Genomic DNA, 20,377 nt, shown 5'->3' with positions numbered 1-20,377 from the left:
ACACAGGAGACAGCGATGTCAGCAAACGACACGAACAACGGCCGCGCGGTCGGGGACATGGACGCCCAGGAAACGCGTGAGTGGATGGAGGCGCTGGCCGCCGTCATCGAAAAGGAAGGCCCCGAGCGCGCGCACTTCCTGCTGGAACAACTCCTCGAAGAAGCCCGCCAGCACAGCGTGGACATGCCGTTCTCGGCAAACACCGGCTACGTGAACACCATCGAGCCGTCGGAAGAGGCGCACAACCCCGGCAACCTCGAAATCGAAGGCCGCCTGCGCGCCTACATGCGCTGGAACGCCATGGCCATGGTGGTCAAGGCCAACCGCCTCGACCCGGCCGACGGCGGCGACCTTGGCGGCCACATCAGCTCCTTCCAGTCGCTCGCGCACATGTTCGCGGTCGGCTTCAACCATTTCTGGCACGCCGACAACACCGACGCCGGTGGCACCCACGGGGGCGACCTGCTCTACATCCAGGGCCACAGCGCGCCAGGCATCTACGCCCGCGCCTTCATGGAAGGCCGTCTGAGCGAAGAGCAGTTGCTCAACTTCCGCCAGGAGGTCGACGGCAAAGGCATCTCCAGCTACCCGCACCCCAAGCTGATGCCCGAGTTCTGGCAGTTTCCCACCGTGTCCATGGGTCTGGGCCCGCTGATGGCGATCTACCAGGCGCGCTTCCTGAAATACCTGCACGCGCGCGGCATTGCCGACACCAGCCAGCGCAAGGTGTGGGTGTTCTGCGGTGACGGCGAGATGGACGAGCCCGAGAGCCTGGGTGCCATCGGCCTGGCGGCGCGCGAGAAGCTCGACAACCTGGTCTTCGTCGTCAACTGCAACCTGCAGCGCCTGGACGGCCCGGTGCGCGGCAACGGCAAGATCATCCAGGAGCTCGAAGGCGAGTTCCGCGGCTCGGGCTGGAACGTCATCAAGCTCCTGTGGGGCCGCGAGTGGGACGCTCTGCTGGCGCGCGACAAGGACGGCGCGCTGCGCAAGGTCATGATGGACACGCTCGATGGCGACTATCAGGCCATGAAGGCCAACGACGGCGCCTTTGTGCGCAAGAACTTCTTCGGCCGCGATCCGCGCACGCTGGAGCTGGTGGCCAAGATGAGCGATGACGACATCTGGGCACTGCGCCGCGGCGGTCACGACGCGCAGAAGGTCTACGCCGCGTTCCACCGCGCTTACCACCACGAGGGCCAGCCCACGGTGCTGCTGGTCAAGACGGTCAAGGGCTACGGCATGGGCAAGGCCGGCGAGGGCAAGAACACCGCCCACCAGACCAAGAAGCTCTCGGACGACGACATCCGCTACATGCGCGATCGCTTCAACGTGCCGATCCCCGACAGCGAACTGCCGAAGATCCCGTTCTACAAGCCGGCCGACGACACGCCGGAGATGAAGTACCTGCACGAGCGCCGCAAGGCCCTGGGCGGCTACCTGCCCAAGCGCCGCGCCAAGAGCACCGAGAGCTTCACCGTGCCCTCGCTCGAGACCTTCAAGGCCGTGCTCGACCCCACGGCCGAAGGCCGCGAGATCAGCACCACCCAGGCCTACGTGCGTTTCCTCACCCAGTTGCTGCGCGACCAGGCCATGGGTCCGCGCGTCGTGCCCATCCTGGTGGACGAGGCGCGTACGTTCGGCATGGAAGGCCTGTTCCGCCAGATCGGCATCTACAACCCGCTGGGGCAGCTCTACACGCCGGTCGATAAAGACCAGGTGATGTACTACAAGGAAGACAAGGCCGGCCAGATCCTGCAAGAAGGCATTAACGAGGCCGGCGGCATGGCCAGCTGGATCGCCGCGGCCACGTCGTACTCGACGAACAACCGCATCATGGTGCCGTTCTACGTGTACTACTCGATGTTCGGCTTCCAGCGCATCGGCGACCTGGCCTGGGCGGCAGGCGACATGCAGGCGCGCGGCTTCCTGCTCGGCGGCACCAGTGGGCGCACCACGCTCAACGGCGAAGGCCTGCAGCACGAGGACGGCCACAGCCACATCCTGGCAGGCACCATCCCCAACTGCGTGAGCTACGACCCGACCTTCGCACACGAGGTCGGCGTGATCCTGCACCACGGCTTGAAGCGCATGGTGGAGAAGCAGGAGAACGTGTTCTTCTACATCACGCTGCTCAACGAGAACTACGCCATGCCCGGCCTCGTGCCCGGCACCGAAGAGCAGATCATCAAGGGCATGTACCTGCTCAAGGAAGGCGCCAAGAAGACGCCGCGCGTGAACCTGCTGGGCAGCGGCACCATCCTGCGCGAGAGCCTGTTCGCGCAAGAACTGCTCGAAAAGGACTGGGGCGTTGCCGCCAACGTGTTCAGCTGCCCGAGCTTCAACGAACTCACGCGCGACGGCCAGGAGTGCGAGCGCTGGAACCTGCTGCACCCCACCGAGACGCCGCGCGTTCCCTTCGTGGCGCAGCAACTCGAAAAACACGCCGGCCCCGTTGTCGCCAGCACCGACTACATGAAGAACTACGCGGAGCAGATCCGCCCGTTCCTTCCGAAGGGTCGCACGTACAAGGTGCTCGGCACCGACGGCTTTGGCCGCAGCGACTTCCGCAGCAAGCTGCGCGAGCACTTCGAGATCAACCGCCACTACATCGTGGTCGCCGCGCTCAAGGCGCTCAGCGAGGAGGGGGCGGTGCCGGTGGCCAAGGTGGCCGAGGCCATCAAGAAATACGGCATCAAGACCGACAAGATCAACCCGCTGTACGCCTGAGCGCCGGAGACAGACATGGCAAGCATTGAAGTTCAAGTCCCGGACATCGGGGATTTCGACGAAGTGGCGGTGATCGAGTTGCTCGTGAAGCCGGGTGACGCGGTCAAGGCCGAACAAAGCCTGATCACGGTCGAGAGCGACAAGGCCTCGATGGAGATTCCCTCGTCGCACGCCGGCGTGGTGAAAGAGCTCAAGGTCAAGCTCGGCGACAAGGTGAAGCAGGGCTCGGTGGTGGTGGTGCTGGAGGCCGAAGGCGCCGCAGCGGCACCCGCGTCTGCTGCGGCACCCAGCCCGGCACCTGCCGCTGCGGCGGCCCCGGTGCCGGTTTCCGCGCCGTCGGTTGCGCCGTCGGTTGCGCCCGCTGCCAGCGGCCCGGTCGAGGTGCGCGTGCCCGACATCGGCGACTTCAAGGACGTCGCGGTGATCGAGGTCTTCGTCAAGCCCGGCGACAGCATCAAGCTCGAGCAATCGCTCATCACCGTGGAAAGCGACAAGGCGTCGATGGAGATCCCGTCGTCGGCCGCGGGCGTGCTCAAGGAACTCAAGGTCAAGGTGGGTGACAAGGTCAACATCGGTGACCTGCTGGCCATCCTGGAAGGCAGCGCCGCAGCCGCACCCGCCGCAGCCGCACCCGCCGCAGCCGCCGCACCCGCCGCAGCCGCCGCAGCCGCCGCACCCGCTGCAGCGGCACCCGCCCCAGCCGCGGCCGCTGCAGCCCCGGTGGCTGCCACCTCCAGCGCGCCGGCCCCGGCGCCGCACAACCCCACCGCGGCCCCGCTCGGCCTGCCGCATGCCTCGCCCTCGGTGCGCAAGTTCGCGCGCGAACTCGGCGTGCCGCTCGCGGAAGTCAAAGGCAGCGGGCCCAAGGGCCGCATCACGCTCGACGACGTGCAGAACTTCACCAAGGCCGTCATGGCCGGTGCGGTGCAGACCCAGGCCCAGGCCGCCAAGGCCCCGGCCGGCGGCGGCTCGGGTGTCGGCCTGGACCTGCTGCCCTGGCCGAAGATCGACTTCAGCAAGTTCGGCCCCATCGAGCGCAAGGAGCTCAGCCGCATCAAGAAGATCAGCGGTGCGAACCTCACGCGCAATGCGGTGGTGATCCCGGCCGTCACCAATTATGACGACGCCGACATCACCGAGCTCGAAGCCTTCCGGGTGGCCACCAACAAGGAAAACGAGAAGAGCGGCATCAAGGTCACCATGCTGGCCTTCCTGATCAAGGCCTGCGTGGCTGCGCTCAAGAAGTTCCCCGAGTTCAACAGCTCGCTTGACGGCGATGCGCTGGTGCTCAAGCAGTACTGGCACATCGGCTTTGCGGCCGACACACCCAACGGCCTGGTGGTGCCGGTGCTGAAAGACGCAGACAAGAAAGGCATCCTGCAGATCAGCAAGGAGATGGGTGAGCTCGCGGCCAAGGCGCGCGAAGGCAAGCTCTCGCCGGCCGACATGAGCGGCGCCACCTTCACCATCTCCAGCCTGGGCGGTATCGGCGGGCGTTACTTCACGCCCATCATCAACGCGCCCGAGGTGGCGATCCTGGGCGTGTGCAAGAGCCAGATGGAGCCGGTGTGGGACGGCAAGGCTTTCGTGCCGCGCCTGATGCTGCCGCTCTCGCTCACCTGGGATCACCGGGTGATCGATGGCGCTGCCGCCGCGCGTTTCAATGCGTACCTGGGCCAGGTGCTGAGCGACTTCCGTCGCGTCTTGCTGTAAGGGGACCCCGATGGCACTCATGGACATCCTGGTTCCGGACATCGGCGACTTCGACGAGGTCGCCGTCATTGAACTGCTGGTCAAGCCCGGCGACACGGTGAAAGCCGAGCAGTCGCTCATCACGGTCGAATCCGACAAGGCTTCGATGGAGATACCTTCCTCGGCCGCTGGCGTGGTGAAAGAACTCAAGGTCAAACTGGGCGACAAGGTGAAGCAAGGTTCGGTGGTGCTGGTGCTCGACGCCACCGGCGCAGCCGGTGCACCGGCTCCTGCGCCGACACCAGCCCCGGCGGCCGCTGCACCAGCCCCGGCGGCACCGCGCGCAGCCACCGCGCCCGCAGCCACCGCATACGCTGGCGCAGCCGATCTCGACTGCGACGTGCTGGTGCTCGGCGGCGGCCCCGGCGGCTATTCGGCCGCCTTCCGCGCGGCCGACCTCGGCCTCAAGGTGGTGCTGGTGGAGCGCTACGCCACGCTCGGTGGCGTTTGCCTCAACGTCGGCTGCATCCCATCGAAGGCGCTGCTGCACGTGGCCGCGGTGATGGACGAGGTGAGCCACATGGCCGATCTCGGTGTGGAGTTCGGCCGCCCGGTCGTCAACATCGAGAAACTGCGCGGCCACAAGGAAAAGGTGATCGGCAAGCTCACCGGTGGCCTGGCGGCCATGGCCAAGATGCGCAAGGTCACCATCGTGCGCGGCTACGGCAGCTTCGTCGGCCCCAACCACCTGGGCGTGGAGCTCACGCAGGGCAGCGGGCAGGAGAAGACTGGCAGCAAGCAGGTGGTGGCGTTCAAGAAAGCCATCATCGCCGCTGGCTCGCAGGCGGTGCGCCTGCCCTTCATGCCCGAGGACCCGCGCGTGGTGGACAGCACCGGCGCGCTGGGCCTGGCCAGCGTGCCCAAGCGCATGCTCATCCTGGGTGGCGGCATCATCGGCCTGGAGATGGGGACCGTCTACAGCAGCCTTGGCGCGCGCCTGGACGTCGTGGAGATGCTGGATGGCCTGATGCAGGGCGCCGACCGCGATCTGGTGAAGATCTGGCAGAAGATGAATGCGCCGCGCTTCGACAACATCATGCTCAAGACCAAGACCGTGGCGGCCAAGGCCACGGGCGCGGGCATCGAGGTGACGTTCGAGGGCGAAAACGCACCACCGCCACAAACCTACGACCTGGTGCTGCAGGCCGTGGGCCGCAGCCCCAACGGCAAGAAGATCGGCGCGCCCGCTGCCGGGGTGGCCGTCACCGAGCGCGGCTTCATCGAGGTCGACATCCAGATGCGCACCAACGTGCCGCACATCTTCGCCATCGGTGACATCGTGGGCCAGCCCATGCTGGCCCACAAGGCGGTGCATGAGGGCCACGTGGCGGCCGAGGTCATCGCGGGCGAACTGCAGGGCAAGCCCGATCTCGCGGCCGCCGCCTTCAACGCACGCGTGATCCCCAGCGTGGCCTACACCGATCCCGAGGTGGCCTGGGTGGGCCTCACCGAGGACCAGGCCAAGGCCCAGGGCATCAAGGTGAAGAAGGGCCTGTTCCCCTGGAGCGCCTCCGGCCGCGCCATTGCCAATGGTCGCGACGAAGGCGTCACCAAGCTGCTGTTCGACGATTCGCCCGAGGCTCACGGCCACGGCCGCATCCTGGGCGGCGGCATGGTGGGCACGCACGCGGGCGACATGATCGGCGAGATCGGTCTGGCCATCGAGATGGGCGCCGACGCGGTGGACATCGGCAAGACCATCCACCCGCACCCCACGCTGGGCGAGAGCATCGGCATGGCGGCCGAGGTGGCGCACGGCAGCTGCACCGACGTGCCACCGCAGCGGCGCTGAGAGGCGCCCGGAAGAACGAAACCCGGCCTCGGCCGGGTTTTTTCATGGTCGTTCGGGCAAGGCTATTCGGCCTGCGCGATCACGCGGCGTGCGCCGTTGAAGCGCTTGTTCCAGTAAGCCACGCGCATGTCCTCGACGCGCACCTCGGCGCCTGCGCGCGGCGAGTGGACGAACTTGCCGTCGCCCACGTAAATGCCGACGTGGCTGAAGGCGCGGCGCATGGTGTTGAAGAACACCAGATCACCGGGCTTGAGCTCGCTGCGTTCGATGGGCTGTGTGGCCGCGGCCTGCTCGTCGGATCGGCGCGGCAACAGCTTGCCGACGGACTGCTCGTAGACGGCGCGCACGAAGCCGCTGCAGTCGAACCCTGTCTCGTGGCTGTTGCCGCCCCACTTGTAAGGCACGCCCAGGAAGGCCAGGGCGTTGATGACGAGGCTGGAGGCCTGGTCGCCAGCGGTGGCGCCGGCCTGTTGCACCTGTTCGCCCAGCCGCGTCATGAGGCCCTTGTCGTTGAGCAGGCTGTCCATGTCCTCCCAGCTGTTGCCGGGCGCGGCGTGGGCCGCGGCCGCACCGGCCAGCAGGAGGAGGGACAGGCAACGCTTCATGGAGCGCGAGGGTAGGGGGCGCAATCCGCCAAGTCAAGCGAGAAATTCAGTGTAAGCACTTGATTCAACGGGAATTTGTTGCTTTGGTGCTCACCGGCAGGTCCACCATCACAGGCTGGCCCGGTGTGCTGCAGCCGCTGTCGCAGCAGCGCCCGGGCTGGCGGTTGCGGGTGATGGCGCGATCCGGGTCGTTGCTCACGCCACGCTCCAGCAACCGCTCGACCAGATCGACCTTGTTGCCCACCGGGTAGTGGCGCCAGATTTCCTGCTTCATGGCGGCGGGCGAGCCGCCACCGTGAAGGCTGATCACGCTGTACCAGCCGCCCTGGTAGCCAGCGGTCAGATCTTCGACGAAGCGCGCGGCCTGGATGCGCTGCTCGTAGGGCACGTCGGGGTTGGCGCGCAGCACGTCCGACAGGCGGGCGGCGGTCTCGGGGTTGTGGTCTTCGTCGGGGCCCGGCAGGGTGACGATGAGCCCGCCGCTCACGGTGTGGGCGATGCGGTGCATGTCGTAGATCTTCGTGGCCAGCAGCAGCTTGCCGATGTTGGCGAACACCGGATCGGGCATGAACACGTCGGTGTGTTCATCCCGGCGCCCGTACACGCTGGCCGCCACGCCGCAGGCGTAGAAGCCTTCCACGATGGTGATGAGCTCGACCATCTGCTCGCGCAGCTGGCTCTCGGCACCGGGGTCGAAGCCGTTGGCCTCGCACATCAGCGCGGCGGCGCCGATCAGCAGGTCGCCGAAGCCGGCGCGTGCGCCGATACAGGTCTGCCGGTGGTGGGTGGCGTAGCTGTAGGTGAGGTGGCCGGCGTGTTCCCACTCGCCGGCCAGGAAGACGTGTTCCCAGGGAACGAACACGCGATCGAACAGGCACACCCCCGTGCTCTGCCCGTACTTGCGCGAGAAGAGTGCATCGCCGTGCTCGAGCTTCTCGCCCGGACGGCCCGCCGGGCGGGCCACGATGGTCAGGCCCTCGGCATCGACCGGCACCGCGCAGCACACGGCAAAGTCGGCGTCGGCCTGGCCCATGTTGCGGCAGGGCATGACCAGCAGCTCATGCATGTAGGGTGCGCCCGTGACGATGGCCTTGGTGCCGCTGATCACGATGCCGCGCGCGTTGCGCTCCACGATATGCAGGTAGCTGTCGGGGTTGGCCTGCTGGTGCGGGCGGCGGCTGCGGTCGCCCTTGGCGTCCGTCATGGCCACGCCCAGGGTGAGGTCCTGATCCTGCACGCGGTGCAGGTAGGCCTGGAAGCGCGCGGTGTGCTCGGTCTTGCCCTGCGCGTCGTCCAGCCGTGCGGCCAACTGGGCGATCGCGTTGAGCGCGTCATGCGTGAGATAGCGCTGGGCGCAGCCGGTCTCCTGGCAGATCAGGCGCACCGCCTCGAGCTTGTTGAGCAGGTCGCCCGCGCTGGTGGAGAGGTGGGTCATGCGGTTCACCTCGCGCCCGCTGGTGTGCTGCACGGCCCGCATCAGCGGGGCGTACTCGGGCCGGTGGGCGAAGTCGTAAGTCAGGGCGACGGCGTTGATGCCCGGTCGCAGCGCGGGTTCATCGACCACGCTGGCCACCGCCTGCCCGTCCACGAACACCCGGGGTCGGTAGCGTCGCAGTGACTCGCGGTAGTCGTCGCCGGTCATCAGGCTGGCGGGCGTGCTCAGGGAGTTCATGTTCTTGTCTCCAGTTCGTGGTTTTGAATGATGCTTATCAAGTCATCGCGACATCAAAATATTAAACGCTGTTCAATAAATTGCTAGTAGTTCATTTACACGAACTGCGTTGATTCCATCGGTACACTGCCCACATGAACGTACAGCTCGACGAACTGCGGCCCGTGCCCAGCGCAGCGGAACAGGCCGAAGCACAGCGCCAGCTCGAACTGCGCCAGCAACGCCAGCTCGCCATGTCGGACACGCGGCGCGCCCACGTGCTGGATGCCGCGCGACGGGTGTTCGCCGAGCGTGGGGTGGAGGGCGCGAGCATTCGCGAAATTGCGCGCGCGGCGGGCTACACGGCCGGTGCGCTGTACAGCTACTTCGACAGCAAGGAGGCGATCTACGCGGCACTGCTTGCCGAGTCGCTGGACCGCCTGCAGGCCGACGTGGCGGCCGCCCGCGCGCCCAGGGGCCAGGCCGCGCGTGCGCTGGCTGCCAAGGCGCAGGCCTGGTTCGGCTTCTACGCCCGCAACCCGCGCGATCTCGATCTCGGCTTCTATCTCGTCAATGGCCTGGCGCCTCGGGGGCTCACACACGCGCTCGACCGCGCGCTCAACGAGCGCCTGATGGACGCCCTGCGCCCTTGTGAAGTGGCGCTGGAGGAGATGGGCCTGCCACCGGATGCAGCCGCGCGCGAGAACGCCGCGCTGTTCGCGCACGGCATGGGCCTGCTGCTGTTGCAGCACACCGGGCGCATCAAGCTCTTCGGCCAGGGGGCGGAGGCGCTGTTCGTGCAGTACGTGGAACGCCTGGTCGAGCGCTTCGACCCCGCCACCGCCGCGGGCTCGACGAAGCAGCGCGACCTGTTTGCCGAATGAGCCCCGTGGCCTGACACAATCCGACCCCTTTGCACGCAGGACCGCCATGCTGCTCGATGCCGACGAATCCCAACTGGTGCTGGTGGACTACCAGGCCCGCCTGATGCCCGCGATCCACGAGGGCCCGCGGGTGCTCGCCAATGCGCTGCGCCTGGCGCAGATGGCGCAGGCGCTCGACGTGCCCACCTGGGGCACCGAACAGAACCCCGACAAGCTCGGGCCCAACCCGCCCGAGTTGCGCGCCCTGTGCCGCAAGACGCTGGCCAAGATGCACTTCAGCGCCGTGGCCGATGGCCTGGCGGACTGGTTGCGCCCGCCCGCCAGGCCGCAGGGCGGCAACGTGCGCAGCCTGCCCAAGCACTTGCAGAAACCGCCCGCCGCGCGCGAGCCGGAGCGACCGAGCATCGTGATCGCCGGTTGTGAGGCCCACGTGTGCCTGCTGCAGACGGCGCTCGAACTGCTGGAGCAGGAGCTGGAGGTGTGGGTGGTGACGGACGCCTGTGGCTCGCGCAGCGAACGCAACCGCGACGCCGCCTTCGACCGCCTGGCCGGCGCGGGCGCCGAACTGGTGACCACCGAGATGGTGGCCTTTGAGTGGCTGCGCACGGCCGAGCACCCGGCCTTCAAGCCGGTACAGGCGCTCATCAAATAAGCGCGGCGCGCGGGCGCAGCCTGTCCGGCGGGGCGTCGCGCGCCGCCCTCCGACGAAGGGCGCAGCCCCGGGTAAGCCCTGTCAGGCCCACGCAAGCCCGCTTTCCATAATTAAGAATTCAGAAACGCCGAGCATCCTGTCCCCAGCCCCACCCGAGGAGACCGCCGCATGGGCTATGCCGACTTCCACCGCCGCTCGCTCGAAGACCGCGACGGTTTCTGGGCCGAACAAGCGAAGCTGATCGACTGGCACCGCCCGTACTCGCGCGTCTGCAACCACGACAACCCGCCGTTCACGCGCTGGTTCGAGGGCGGGCAGACCAACCTGTGCCACAACGCGGTCGATCGGCACCTGAAGGACCGCGCGCAACAGAACGCGCTGATCTTCGTCTCGACCGAGACCGATCAGGAGCGCGTCTACAGCTTTGCCGAACTGCACGCCGAAGTGCAGCGCATGGCCGCGGTGCTGCTGGCCCGGGGCGTCAAGCGAGGCGACCGGGTGCTCATCTACATGCCCATGATCCCCGAGGCCGCGTTCGCCATGCTGGCCTGCGCGCGCATCGGTGCCGTCCACTCGGTGGTGTTCGGCGGCTTTGCCAGCCACTCGTTGGCCAGCCGCATCGATGACGCCGAGCCGGTCGCCATCGTCAGCGCCGATGCCGGCTCGCGCGGTGGCAAGGTGGTGGCCTACAAGCCACTGCTGGACGAGGCCATCTCGCTTGCGGCGCACAAGCCCAGGTCTGTGGTGCTGGTCAACCGCGGTCTGGCGCCCATGAGCCTGGTGCCCGGGCGCGACCACGACTATGCGGCGCTGCGCGAACAGCACTTGAGCGCGCAGGTGCCCTGCACCTGGCTCGACGCCACCGACATCAGCTACACCATCTACACCAGCGGTACCACCGGCAAGCCCAAGGGCGTGCAGCGCGACGTGGGGGGCTACGCGGTGGCCCTGGCCGCCAGCATGAAGCACATCTTCCTGTGCGAGCCCGGTGAAACCTACTTCTCCACCAGCGACATCGGCTGGGTCGTGGGCCACAGTTACATCGTCTACGGGCCGCTGATCGCCGGCATGGCGACCATCATGTACGAAGGTTTGCCGATCCGCCCCGATGGCGGCATCTGGTGGAAGCTGGTCGAGAAGTACAAGGTCGCGGCCATGTTCAGCGCACCCACCGCGGTGCGCGTGCTCAAGAAGCAGGACCCGGCCTACCTCAAGCAGTACGACCTCTCCAGCCTGAAGGCGCTGTTCCTGGCCGGCGAGCCGCTCGACGAGCCCACCGCGCGCTGGATCGCCGATGGCCTGGGCGTGCCCATCATCGACAACTACTGGCAGACCGAATCGGGCTGGCCCATCCTCACGATCGCCAACGGGGTCGAGAAAAAGGCCAGCAAGTTCGGCAGCCCCGGCATTCCCATGTACGGCTACAGCGTCAAGCTGCTGCACGAAAGCACCGGCGAGGAGCTGACCGGCGCCAACGAAAAGGGCGTCGTGGTCATCGAGGGCCCGACGCCACCTGGCTTCATGCAGACCGTCTGGCGCGACGATGCGCGCTTTGTCAACACCTACTGGAAGAGCATTCCGGGCAAGCTGGTCTACAGCACCTTCGATTGGGGCATCCGCGACGAGGACGGCTACTACTACATCCTGGGTCGCACCGACGACGTGATCAACGTCGCCGGGCACCGCCTGGGCACGCGCGAGATCGAGGAGAGCATCGCCAGCCACCCCAACGTGGCCGAGGTGGCCGTGGTGGGCGTGGCCGACAACCTCAAGGGCCAGGTGGCCATGGCCTTCGTGGTGGCCAAGGACGCCTCGGCGCTGGGCGACGCCAACGCCCAGCTCAAGCTGGAGGGCGAGATCATGAAGCTGGTGGACAGCCAGCTGGGTGCCGTGGCGCGCCCGGCGCGCGTGCGTTTCGTGAGCCTGCTGCCCAAGACGCGCAGCGGCAAACTGCTGCGCCGTGCCATTCAGGCCGTCTGCGAGGGGCGCGACCCCGGCGACCTGACCACCATGGACGACCCGGGCGCGCTGCAGCAGATCCGCGACCTCGTGGGCTGAAGGCCCGCCCGGCGGCCCCCGATGCGCCATCGGGGGTGGTCGGTCTATGATCCATGCTTATATTTCCAAGCAGCGTGGGTGCCACACATGGCCGACATCATCGACAGCGAAGCCCAGGTCGAAAAAGGGCGCGTCTTCGAACTGGCCGCCGAACTCTTCGGCGTGCTCGCCACGCCCATGCGCCTGCGCATCCTGAGCGCGCTGTGCGACCAGGAGAAGTCGGTTTCGCAGCTGCTCAAGGAAATCGACACCACTCAGCCCAACCTCTCGCAACACCTGAACCTGCTCTACCGGGCCGGTGTGCTGGCCAAACGCAAGGACGGCACCCAGGTCTTCTACCGCGTGCAGAGCGAGCAGGCCGTGACCTTGTGCCGGACGGTGTGCACGCAGATCGCGATCGAGATGGACGAGCCTTCGGCCGTGCCGGCCTCCCAGCGGTTGTCCCCGCGCGTCGCACCCTGACGACGCTGCGCGCCGCCGGTCGCGGCGCAAACATGGCCTGGTGACCATTGCGCCCCCGTTGAACGCCCTGCGGTGGCACAATCCGACCTTGCAGTCAGTTCCTTCCAAAGCCACTGTCGCATCCGCCAACCGGTCAAGCCGTGTCGCGGAAGGTTTTTCAACCAGCTAATGTTTCCCTCAGGGAAGCGGAGGTCAGCGGATCCATGAGCGATTCTTCATCGGGCTCGGGCAACGTCTACGTTGCTTACCAGGGCAACTCGTATCTCTTCGGCGGCAACGCGCCGTATGTGGAAGAGATGTACGAGAACTACCTCGCCAACCCCACCAGCGTGCCCGACAACTGGCGCGAGTACTTCGACGCGCTGCAGAACGTGCCCGCCGTCGACGGCAGCAACGCCAAGGACGTGCCGCACCTGCCGGTGATCAACGCCTTCGCCGAGCGCGCCAAGCAGGGTGGCACCACCGTCGTCGTGGCCTCGGGGGCCGATTCCGACCTCGGCCGCAAACGCGTGGCCGTGCAGCAGCTCATCGCCGCGTACCGCAACGTCGGTGCCCGCTGGGCCGACCTCGACCCGCTCAAGCGCGCCGGCCGCCCCAACATTCCCGAACTCGAGCCCTCGTTCTACGGCTTCACCGACGCCGACCACGAGACCGTGTTCAACACCAGCAACACCTTCTTCGGCCGCGAGACGATGTCCCTGCGCGAGCTGATCAACGCGTTGCGCGAAACGTATTGCGGCTCCATCGGTGCCGAGTACAACTACATCACCGATCAGAACCAGAAGCGCTGGTGGCAGGAGCGCCTTGAGTCCACCCGCGCCAAGCCGGCCTACAACGCCGAGAAAAAGAAGCACATCCTCGAGCGCCTGACCGCCGCCGAAGGCCTGGAGCGCTTCCTGCACACCAAGTACGTCGGCCAGAAGCGTTTCTCGCTCGAAGGTGGCGAGAGCTTCATCGCTGCCATGGACGAACTCATCCAGCAGGCCGGCAAGGCCGGCATTCAGGAAATCGTCATCGGCATGGCCCACCGCGGTCGCCTGAACGTGCTGGTCAACACCCTGGGCAAGATGCCCAAGGACCTGTTTGCCGAGTTCGAACACACCGCCCCAGAAGACCTGCCCGCTGGTGACGTGAAGTACCACCAGGGCTTCAGCTCCGACGTGTCCACCATCGGTGGCCCGGTTCACCTCTCGCTGGCCTTCAACCCGTCGCACCTGGAGATCGTGAACCCGGTGGTCGAGGGCTCGGTGCGCGCGCGCATGGACCGCCGAGGGGACCCCGAAGGCCGGCAGGTGCTGCCGGTTCTGGTGCACGGCGATGCGGCCTTTGCCGGCCAGGGCGTGGTGATGGAGACCCTGGCACTGGCCGAAACCCGTGGCTACACCACCGGTGGCACGGTGCATGTGGTCATCAACAACCAGATCGGTTTCACCACCTCTGATCCGCGCGACAGCCGCTCCACGCTGTATTGCTCGGACGTGGTGAAGATGATCGAGTCGCCGGTGCTGCACGTGAACGGGGACGATCCGGAAGCGGTGGTGTTCGCCACCCAGCTTGCGCTGGAGTTCCGCCTCGCCTTCCAGAAGGACGTGGTGCTCGACATCGTGTGCTTCCGCAAGCTGGGCCACAACGAGCAGGACACGCCCTCGCTCACCCAGCCGCTGATGTACAAGAAGATCGCGGCGCACCCCGGCACGCGCAAGCTGTACGCCGACAAGCTGGCGGCACAGGGCCTGGGCGAAACGCTGGGCGACGACATGGTCAAGGCCTACCGCGCCGCGCTGGACGAAGGCCGTCACACCGTGGACCCGGTGCTGACCAACTTCAAGAGCAAGTATGCGGTCGACTGGAGCCCCTACCTGGGCAAGAAGTGGAGCGACAGCGCCGACACCGCGATTCCGCTGACCGAGTGGAAGCGCCTGTCCGAGCGGCTCACCACCATTCCCGACAGCGTCACGCCCCACCAGCTGGTGAAGAAGGTGTACGCCGATCGCGCCGCCATGGGCCGCGGCGAAATCCCGGTGGACTGGGGCATGGGCGAGCACATGGCCTTTGCCTCGCTGGTGGCCAGCGGCTTCCCGGTGCGCTTGTCCGGCGAGGATTGCGGCCGCGGCACCTTCACGCACCGCCACGCCGTCATCCACGACCAGAACCGCGAGAAGTTCGACGAGGGCACCTACGTGCCGCTGCAGAACGTGGCCGACAACCAGGCCCCGTTCGTGGTGATCGACTCCATCCTGTCTGAAGAGGCGGTGCTGGGCTTCGAGTACGGCTACGCCTCGAACGACCCGAACACCCTGGTGATCTGGGAAGCGCAGTTCGGTGACTTCGCCAACGGTGCGCAGGTGGTGATCGACCAGTTCATCGCCTCCGGCGAGGTGAAGTGGGGCCGTGTCAACGGCATCACGCTGATGCTGCCGCACGGCTACGAAGGCCAGGGCCCGGAACACAGCTCGGCCCGCCTGGAGCGCTTCATGCAGCTTGCGGCCGACACCAACATGCAGATCGTGCAGCCCACCACGGCCAGCCAGATCTTCCACGTGCTGCGCCGCCAGATGGTGCGCCCGCTGCGCAAGCCTTTGGTGCTGTTCACGCCCAAGAGCCTGCTGCGCAACAAGGACGCCACCTCGCCGCTGTCGGAGTTCACCAAGGGCGGTTTCCAGACCGTGATCCCCGAGAACAACCCCGATGTGGTGAAGCGCGCCGAGAAGGTCAAGCGCGTCATCGCGTGTTCGGGCAAGGTCTACTACGACCTGGTGAAGAAGCGCGAGGAAAAGGGCCAGGACGACGTGGCCATCATCCGCGTCGAGCAGCTGTACCCGTTCCCGCACAAGGCCTTCGGCGCCGAGCTCAAGCGTTTCCCGAACGCGGTGGACGTCGTGTGGTGTCAGGACGAGCCGCAGAACCAGGGCGCCTGGTTCTTCGTGCAGCACTACATCCACGAAAACATGCTCGACGGCCAGAAGCTCGGTTACGCCGGGCGTGCAGCCTCTGCCTCGCCGGCGGTGGGCTACGCGCACCTGCACCAGGAACAGCAGAAGCACCTCATCGAGGCTGCTTTCGCCAAGCTCAAGGGCTTCATCCTCACCAAGTAATCCCGTTCGGCCTTGAGTGCCCCGCAGTGCGTTGTGCGCTGCGCCCGGCTCCGCTCGAGGCCCGACCCCGAACGCACCATTGGAAAAGAACATGGCAATCGTTGAAGTGAAAGTCCCCCAGCTGTCGGAGTCCGTGGCCGAAGCCACGCTGCTGCAGTGGAAGAAGAAGGCCGGCGAGGCCGTCGCCGTCGATGAAATCCTGATCGAGATCGAGACCGACAAGGTCGTGCTGGAATGCCCGGCGCCCGCCGCTGGCGTGCTGGTCGAAATCCTGCAGGGCGACGGTGCAACCGTGACCGCCGACCAGCTGATCGCGCGCATCGACACCGCGGCCGTGGCCGGTGCCGCAGCCCCGGCAGCAGCGCCTGCCGCCGCACCCGCGGCCGCGCCCGCTGCAGCGCCTGCCGCTGCCGCAGCATCCACCAGCAAGGCCGGCGTGGCGATGCCCGCCGCCGCCAAGCTCATGGCCGACAACAACCTCGCCGCCGGCTCCGTGCCCGGCACCGGCAAGGACGGCCGCGTCACCAAAGGCGACGTGCTCGCCGCCGTCGCTTCGCCCAAGGCGGTGGCTGCCCCCGTGGCCATTCCCACCGGCGCACCCACCAAGGCCCTGCCGCAGGTGCAGGTGGCCGGCCCCAACCTCGGCCAGCGCCCTGAAGAGCGCGTGCCGATGACGCGTCTGCGTGCGCGCGTCGCCGAGCGCCTGCTGCAATCGCAATCCACCAACGCCATCCTCACCACCTTCAACGAGGTCAACATGGCCCCGGTGATGGAGATGCGCAAGAAGTTCCAGGAGAAGTTCGAGAAGGAGCACGGCGTCAAGCTCGGCTTCATGAGCTTCTTTGTGAAAGCCGCGGTGCACGCGCTCAAGAAGTACCCGATCCTCAACGCCTCGGTCGACGGCAACGACATCGTCTACCACGGCTATTTCGACATCGGCATCGCAGTGGGGTCGCCGCGCGGCCTGGTGGTGCCCATCCTGCGCAACGCCGACCAGATGAGCTTCGCCGACGTCGAGAAGAAGATCGCCGAATTCGGCCAGAAGGCCAAGGACGGCAAGCTGGGCATCGAAGAGATGACCGGTGGCACCTTCTCCATCAGCAACGGCGGCGTGTTCGGCTCCATGCTGTCCACCCCCATCATCAACCCGCCGCAATCGGCCATCCTGGGCGTGCACGCCACCAAGGACCGCCCTGTGGTGGAAAACGGCCAGATCGTGATCCGCCCGATCAACTACCTCGCGATGTCGTACGACCACCGCATCATCGACGGCCGCGAGGCCGTGCTGGGCCTGGTGGCCATGAAGGAAGCGCTGGAAGACCCGGCGCGCCTGCTGTTCGACATCTGAGGACGCCACGATGAGCCAGCAATTCGACGTCATCGTCATCGGCGGCGGCCCCGGGGGCTACATCGCGGCCATCCGCGCCGCGCAACTGGGCTTCAAGGTCGCCTGCATCGACGAGTGGAAGAACGCCGCCGGTGGCCCCGCGCCCGGCGGCACCTGCACCAACGTGGGCTGCATTCCTTCCAAGGCACTGCTGCAGTCCAGCGAGCATTTCGAGCACGCCAACCTGCATTTCGCCGACCACGGCATCAACGTGGGCAGCGTCAAGCTTGACACCGCGAAGATGATTGCCCGCAAGGACGCCGTGGTGAAGCAGAACAACGACGGCATCCTGTACCTGTTCAAGAAGAACAAGGTCAGCTTTTTCCATGGCCGTGGTTCGTTCGTGAAGGCCGTCGATGGCGGCTATGAGATCGCCGTCAAGGGCGCCAAAGACGACACCTTGACCGGCAAGCAGGTCATTGTCGCCACGGGCTCGAACGCGCGCGCGCTGCCGGGCGTGGCCTTCGACGAGGAGAACATCCTCTCGAACGATGGCGCGCTGCGCCTGGGCGCCGTGCCGAAGAAGCTGGTGCTGATCGGTTCCGGCGTGATCGGCCTCGAGATGGGTTCGGTGTGGCGCCGCCTCGGCGCCGAGGTGACGGTGCTGGAAGCGCTGCCCACCTTCCTGGGCGCGGTGGACGAGCAGATCGCCAAGGAAGCGAAGAAGGCTTTCGACAAGCAGGGCCTGAAGATCGAGCTCGGCGTGAAGGTCGGCGAGATCAAGAACGCCAAGAAGGGTGTCAGCGTGGCCTACACCAACGCCAAGGGCGAAGCCCAGACGCTGGACGCCGACAAGCTCATCGTCTCGATTGGCCGGGTGCCGAACACGATCGGCCTCAACGCCGAGGGCGTGGGTCTGCAACTGGACGAGCGTGGCGCCATCGTGGTCGACGGCGACTGCCGCACCAACCTGCCCGGCGTGTGGGCCGTGGGCGACGTGGTGCGCGGCCCCATGCTCGCGCACAAGGCCGAGGAAGAGGGCGTGGCGGTGGCCGAGCGCATCGCGGGCCAGCACGGGCACGTCAACTTCAACACCATCCCCTGGGTGATCTACACCAGCCCCGAGATCGCCTGGGTGGGCGAGACAGAGCAACAGCTCAAGGCGCGTGGCGCGGCCTACAAGGCCGGCACCTTCCCGTTCCTGGCCAACGGCCGCGCGCGGGCGCTGGGCGACACCACCGGCATGGTCAAGTTCCTGGCCGACGCCGCCACCGACGAGATCCTGGGCGTGCACATCGTGGGCCCGATGGCCAGCGAGCTGATCGCCGAGGCGGTGGTGGCCATGGAGTTCAAAGCCAGCGCCGAGGACATCGCGCGCATCTGCCACGCGCATCCCTCGCTGTCCGAGGCGACCAAGGAAGCCGCGCTCGCGGTGGATAAGCGCACGCTGAACTTCTGATCTTGAGCGTCCGCAGTGCCTACGAGGCCGCGCTCGCCGAGCGCGACTACAAGACCGACCCCGCCCAGCAGCGTGCCGTGGCCGCGCTGGAGCGGTGCGCCGGTGAGTGGGCGCACTACAAGCAGAAGCGCTCCAACGCGCTCAAGAAGCTCATCAACCGGCCCGACATCCCGCGCGGCGTGTACATGTACGGGGGCGTGGGGCGCGGCAAGAGCTTCCTGATGGAATGCTTCTTCAACGCCGTGCCGCTCAAGCGCAAGACCCGGCTGCACTTTCACGAGTTCATGCGCGAGGTGCACCGCGAATTGCGCGACCTGCAGGGCACGGTCAACCCGCTGGACGTGCTCGGTGAGCGCATCGCCAAGCGCTACAAGCTGATCTGCTTCGACGAGTTCCACGTGGCCGACGTGACGGACGCGATGATCCTGCATCGGTTGCTGGACGCGCTGTTCCGCAACGGCGTGGGCTTTGTCACCACGTCCAATTTCCACCCCGACCAGCTCTACCCCGACGGCCTGCACCGCGACCGCATCCTGCCCGCGATCGCGCTGCTCAAGCAGCACCTCGAGGTGGTGAACGTGGACAACGGCACCGACTACCGCCAGCGCACGCTGACGCACATTGCCCTGTACCACACGCCGCTCGGGCCCGAGGCCGACGCCGCGATGGAGGCGACCTTCAACGAGCTGGCCGAGGCCGGCGATCTGGACCCGGTGATGGGCATCGAATCGCGCCAGATCCGCGCGGTGCGCCGCGCCGGGGGCGTGATCTGGTTCGATTTCCGCACCCTGTGCGGTGGCCCACGCTCGCAGAACGACTACCTCGAGATCGCGACCCAGTTCCACACTGTGCTGCTGTCCAACGTGCCGCAGATGTCGGTGCGCATGGCGTCCGAGGCGCGGCGATTCACCTGGCTGGTGGACGTGCTCTACGACCGCGGCTGCAAGCTCGTGATGTCGGCGGCCGTGCCGCCCGAGCAGCTTTACCAGGAAGGCCCGCTCTCGCACGAGTTTCCGCGCACGGTGTCGCGGTTGACGGAGATGCAGTCGCAGGAATACCTGGCGCTGCCGCACCGTGTCGTGGACACGGCGCTCACCTGATCCCGCGCCGGCTCAGATCAACGGATCGAGCTTCACGATCACGAGCGACATGTTGTCGCCCGTGCCGCGGGCGCGCGTACGCGCCTTCTGGATCAGGAACTCGCAGGCCTCGCGGGGCGAGAGCATGGCGATGGTGCTGGCCAGTTCCTCGGGCGAGAAGTAGTGCCAGATGCCGTCGCTGCAGGCCATCAGCGCATCGCCCGCGTTGAGCTTGTTGACGGCGTGCAGGTCCAGCGGCGGCTCGTTCTCGGTGCCCAGACAGCCCATCAGGATGTTGGCGTGCGGATGGTCGAGCGCCTCCTGCTCGGAGATCTCGCCCTGGTTCACCAGCGTCTGCACGTACGAATGGTCCAGCGTACGGTGCAGCAGCTTGCCCTGACGAAAGTGGTAAACGCGTGAATCGCCGGCGTGGATCCAGTGGCTCTCGCCATTGGGCAGCAGCATGAACGCCGCGATCGTGCTGTGCGGCTCCTGCTCGGCCGACACCGCGGTGAGCTTGATCACCATGTGCGATTCGTTGACGATCTGCTTGAGCAGCGCGCGCGGGTCGTCGGTTTCGGGATCGAATCGGTCGAACAGCTGCTTGGCCGTGAGCATGACCTGGTCGGAAGCCTTGCGCCCACCGCTTCGGCCACCCATGCCGTCGGCCAGCACCGCCAGCAGGCAGTTGGCCACGCGCATGTGCTGCAGCAGATTGACCTGATCCTGCTGGTAATCGCGGTCGCCCTTGTGGATGCCGGTCGATGCCTGGATGCGATAGCCTTTGGTCATGGGATGGCGTTCGTTGAAAGGGCTGGCAGCGGTGGGCGC

The 20,377-nt window shown here is 66.7% G+C and carries 14 protein-coding genes; 11 read left to right on the top strand and 3 right to left on the bottom strand.

Annotated features, from left to right (window positions below; genetic code table 11):
• Positions 1–15: 15 nt before the first annotated feature.
• The 3 genes from aceE to lpdA (M3149_RS11035) are packed head-to-tail and all read left to right on the top strand — an operon-like array spanning position 16 to position 6,274.
• Complete coding sequence (gene aceE, locus M3149_RS11055) at positions 16–2,730, top strand: pyruvate dehydrogenase (acetyl-transferring), homodimeric type (protein ID WP_251709394.1); 2,715 nt, start codon at positions 16–18, stop codon at positions 2,728–2,730.
• Between the two features lie 15 nt (positions 2,731–2,745).
• Positions 2,746–4,443, top strand: a complete 1,698-nt coding sequence (aceF, locus tag M3149_RS11050; protein WP_251709392.1) for a dihydrolipoyllysine-residue acetyltransferase — start codon at positions 2,746–2,748, stop codon at positions 4,441–4,443.
• A gap of 10 nt (positions 4,444–4,453) precedes the next feature.
• On the top strand, positions 4,454–6,274 hold the full coding sequence (gene lpdA, locus M3149_RS11035; protein WP_285886924.1) for a dihydrolipoyl dehydrogenase: 1,821 nt from the start codon (positions 4,454–4,456) through the stop codon (positions 6,272–6,274).
• A gap of 62 nt (positions 6,275–6,336) precedes the next feature.
• On the opposite strand, the gene M3149_RS11030 is transcribed toward lpdA (M3149_RS11035), so the two are convergent.
• Both M3149_RS11030 and M3149_RS11025 read right to left on the bottom strand, forming a co-directional pair.
• Positions 6,337–6,879, bottom strand: a complete 543-nt coding sequence (locus M3149_RS11030) for a C40 family peptidase (protein WP_251709390.1) — start codon at positions 6,877–6,879, stop codon at positions 6,337–6,339.
• Between the two features lie 64 nt (positions 6,880–6,943).
• Positions 6,944–8,551 carry a 4-hydroxyphenylacetate 3-hydroxylase family protein gene (locus tag M3149_RS11025; RefSeq protein WP_251709388.1) on the bottom strand — a complete coding sequence of 536 codons (1,608 nt, stop codon included), beginning with the start codon at positions 8,549–8,551 and terminating at the stop codon, positions 6,944–6,946.
• Positions 8,552–8,685: 134 nt separating this feature from the next.
• Here M3149_RS11025 and M3149_RS11020 point away from each other — a divergent pair, with 134 nt between their 5' ends.
• The 8 genes from M3149_RS11020 to zapE all read left to right on the top strand — a co-directional run bounded on the left by M3149_RS11020 (position 8,686) and on the right by zapE (position 19,567).
• The gene (locus M3149_RS11020; RefSeq protein ID WP_251709387.1) at positions 8,686–9,414 is read left to right on the top strand and encodes a TetR/AcrR family transcriptional regulator; all 729 of its coding nucleotides are present in this window, start codon (positions 8,686–8,688) and stop codon (positions 9,412–9,414) included.
• A gap of 46 nt (positions 9,415–9,460) precedes the next feature.
• Positions 9,461–10,066 (top strand): isochorismatase family protein, encoded by a 606-nt coding sequence (locus M3149_RS11015; RefSeq protein WP_251709385.1) that lies wholly within the window; start codon positions 9,461–9,463, stop codon positions 10,064–10,066.
• 168 nt (positions 10,067–10,234) lie between these two features.
• Positions 10,235–12,124, top strand: coding sequence for a propionate--CoA ligase (locus M3149_RS11010; RefSeq protein ID WP_251709383.1), 1,890 nt, complete (start codon positions 10,235–10,237; stop codon positions 12,122–12,124).
• 87 nt (positions 12,125–12,211) lie between these two features.
• Complete coding sequence (locus M3149_RS11005; protein WP_251709381.1) at positions 12,212–12,586, top strand: ArsR/SmtB family transcription factor; 375 nt, start codon at positions 12,212–12,214, stop codon at positions 12,584–12,586.
• Positions 12,587–12,789: 203 nt separating this feature from the next.
• On the top strand, positions 12,790–15,681 hold the full coding sequence (locus tag M3149_RS11000; RefSeq protein ID WP_251709379.1) for a 2-oxoglutarate dehydrogenase E1 component: 2,892 nt from the start codon (positions 12,790–12,792) through the stop codon (positions 15,679–15,681).
• A gap of 91 nt (positions 15,682–15,772) precedes the next feature.
• The gene (gene odhB / locus M3149_RS10995; RefSeq protein ID WP_251709377.1) at positions 15,773–17,029 is read left to right on the top strand and encodes a 2-oxoglutarate dehydrogenase complex dihydrolipoyllysine-residue succinyltransferase; all 1,257 of its coding nucleotides are present in this window, start codon (positions 15,773–15,775) and stop codon (positions 17,027–17,029) included.
• Positions 17,030–17,039: 10 nt separating this feature from the next.
• Positions 17,040–18,467: a dihydrolipoyl dehydrogenase gene (gene lpdA / locus M3149_RS10990; protein ID WP_251709375.1), complete on the top strand. Its 1,428-nt coding sequence runs from the start codon at positions 17,040–17,042 to the stop codon at positions 18,465–18,467.
• A gap of 2 nt (positions 18,468–18,469) precedes the next feature.
• Complete coding sequence (zapE, locus tag M3149_RS10985) at positions 18,470–19,567, top strand: cell division protein ZapE (protein WP_251709374.1); 1,098 nt, start codon at positions 18,470–18,472, stop codon at positions 19,565–19,567.
• Positions 19,568–19,579: 12 nt separating this feature from the next.
• Here zapE and M3149_RS10980 read toward each other — a convergent pair whose 3' ends face one another.
• Positions 19,580–20,338 carry a PP2C family protein-serine/threonine phosphatase gene (locus M3149_RS10980; protein ID WP_251709372.1) on the bottom strand — a complete coding sequence of 253 codons (759 nt, stop codon included), beginning with the start codon at positions 20,336–20,338 and terminating at the stop codon, positions 19,580–19,582.
• Positions 20,339–20,377: the final 39 nt, after the last annotated feature.

The organism is Hydrogenophaga intermedia (assembly GCF_023715105.1).
Taxonomy (GTDB): Bacteria; Pseudomonadota; Gammaproteobacteria; order Burkholderiales; family Burkholderiaceae_C; genus Hydrogenophaga; species Hydrogenophaga intermedia_A.
This window is presented reverse-complemented; position numbering and strand designations above follow the sequence as displayed.

Coding starts and splice junctions, on each gene's coding strand:
- M3149_RS11010 (WP_251709383.1), top strand. CDS start 10,235: ATGGGCTATGCCGACTTCCACCGCCGCTCGCTCGAAGACCGCGACGGT.
- M3149_RS11025 (WP_251709388.1), bottom strand. CDS start 8,551: ATGAACTCCCTGAGCACGCCCGCCAGCCTGATGACCGGCGACGACTAC.
- lpdA (WP_251709375.1), top strand. CDS start 17,040: ATGAGCCAGCAATTCGACGTCATCGTCATCGGCGGCGGCCCCGGGGGC.
- M3149_RS11000 (WP_251709379.1), top strand. CDS start 12,790: ATGAGCGATTCTTCATCGGGCTCGGGCAACGTCTACGTTGCTTACCAG.
- M3149_RS11020 (WP_251709387.1), top strand. CDS start 8,686: ATGAACGTACAGCTCGACGAACTGCGGCCCGTGCCCAGCGCAGCGGAA.
- M3149_RS11005 (WP_251709381.1), top strand. CDS start 12,212: ATGGCCGACATCATCGACAGCGAAGCCCAGGTCGAAAAAGGGCGCGTC.
- aceE (WP_251709394.1), top strand. CDS start 16: ATGTCAGCAAACGACACGAACAACGGCCGCGCGGTCGGGGACATGGAC.
- M3149_RS11015 (WP_251709385.1), top strand. CDS start 9,461: ATGCTGCTCGATGCCGACGAATCCCAACTGGTGCTGGTGGACTACCAG.
- aceF (WP_251709392.1), top strand. CDS start 2,746: ATGGCAAGCATTGAAGTTCAAGTCCCGGACATCGGGGATTTCGACGAA.
- M3149_RS11030 (WP_251709390.1), bottom strand. CDS start 6,879: ATGAAGCGTTGCCTGTCCCTCCTCCTGCTGGCCGGTGCGGCCGCGGCC.
- M3149_RS10980 (WP_251709372.1), bottom strand. CDS start 20,338: ATGACCAAAGGCTATCGCATCCAGGCATCGACCGGCATCCACAAGGGC.
- lpdA (WP_285886924.1), top strand. CDS start 4,454: ATGGCACTCATGGACATCCTGGTTCCGGACATCGGCGACTTCGACGAG.
- odhB (WP_251709377.1), top strand. CDS start 15,773: ATGGCAATCGTTGAAGTGAAAGTCCCCCAGCTGTCGGAGTCCGTGGCC.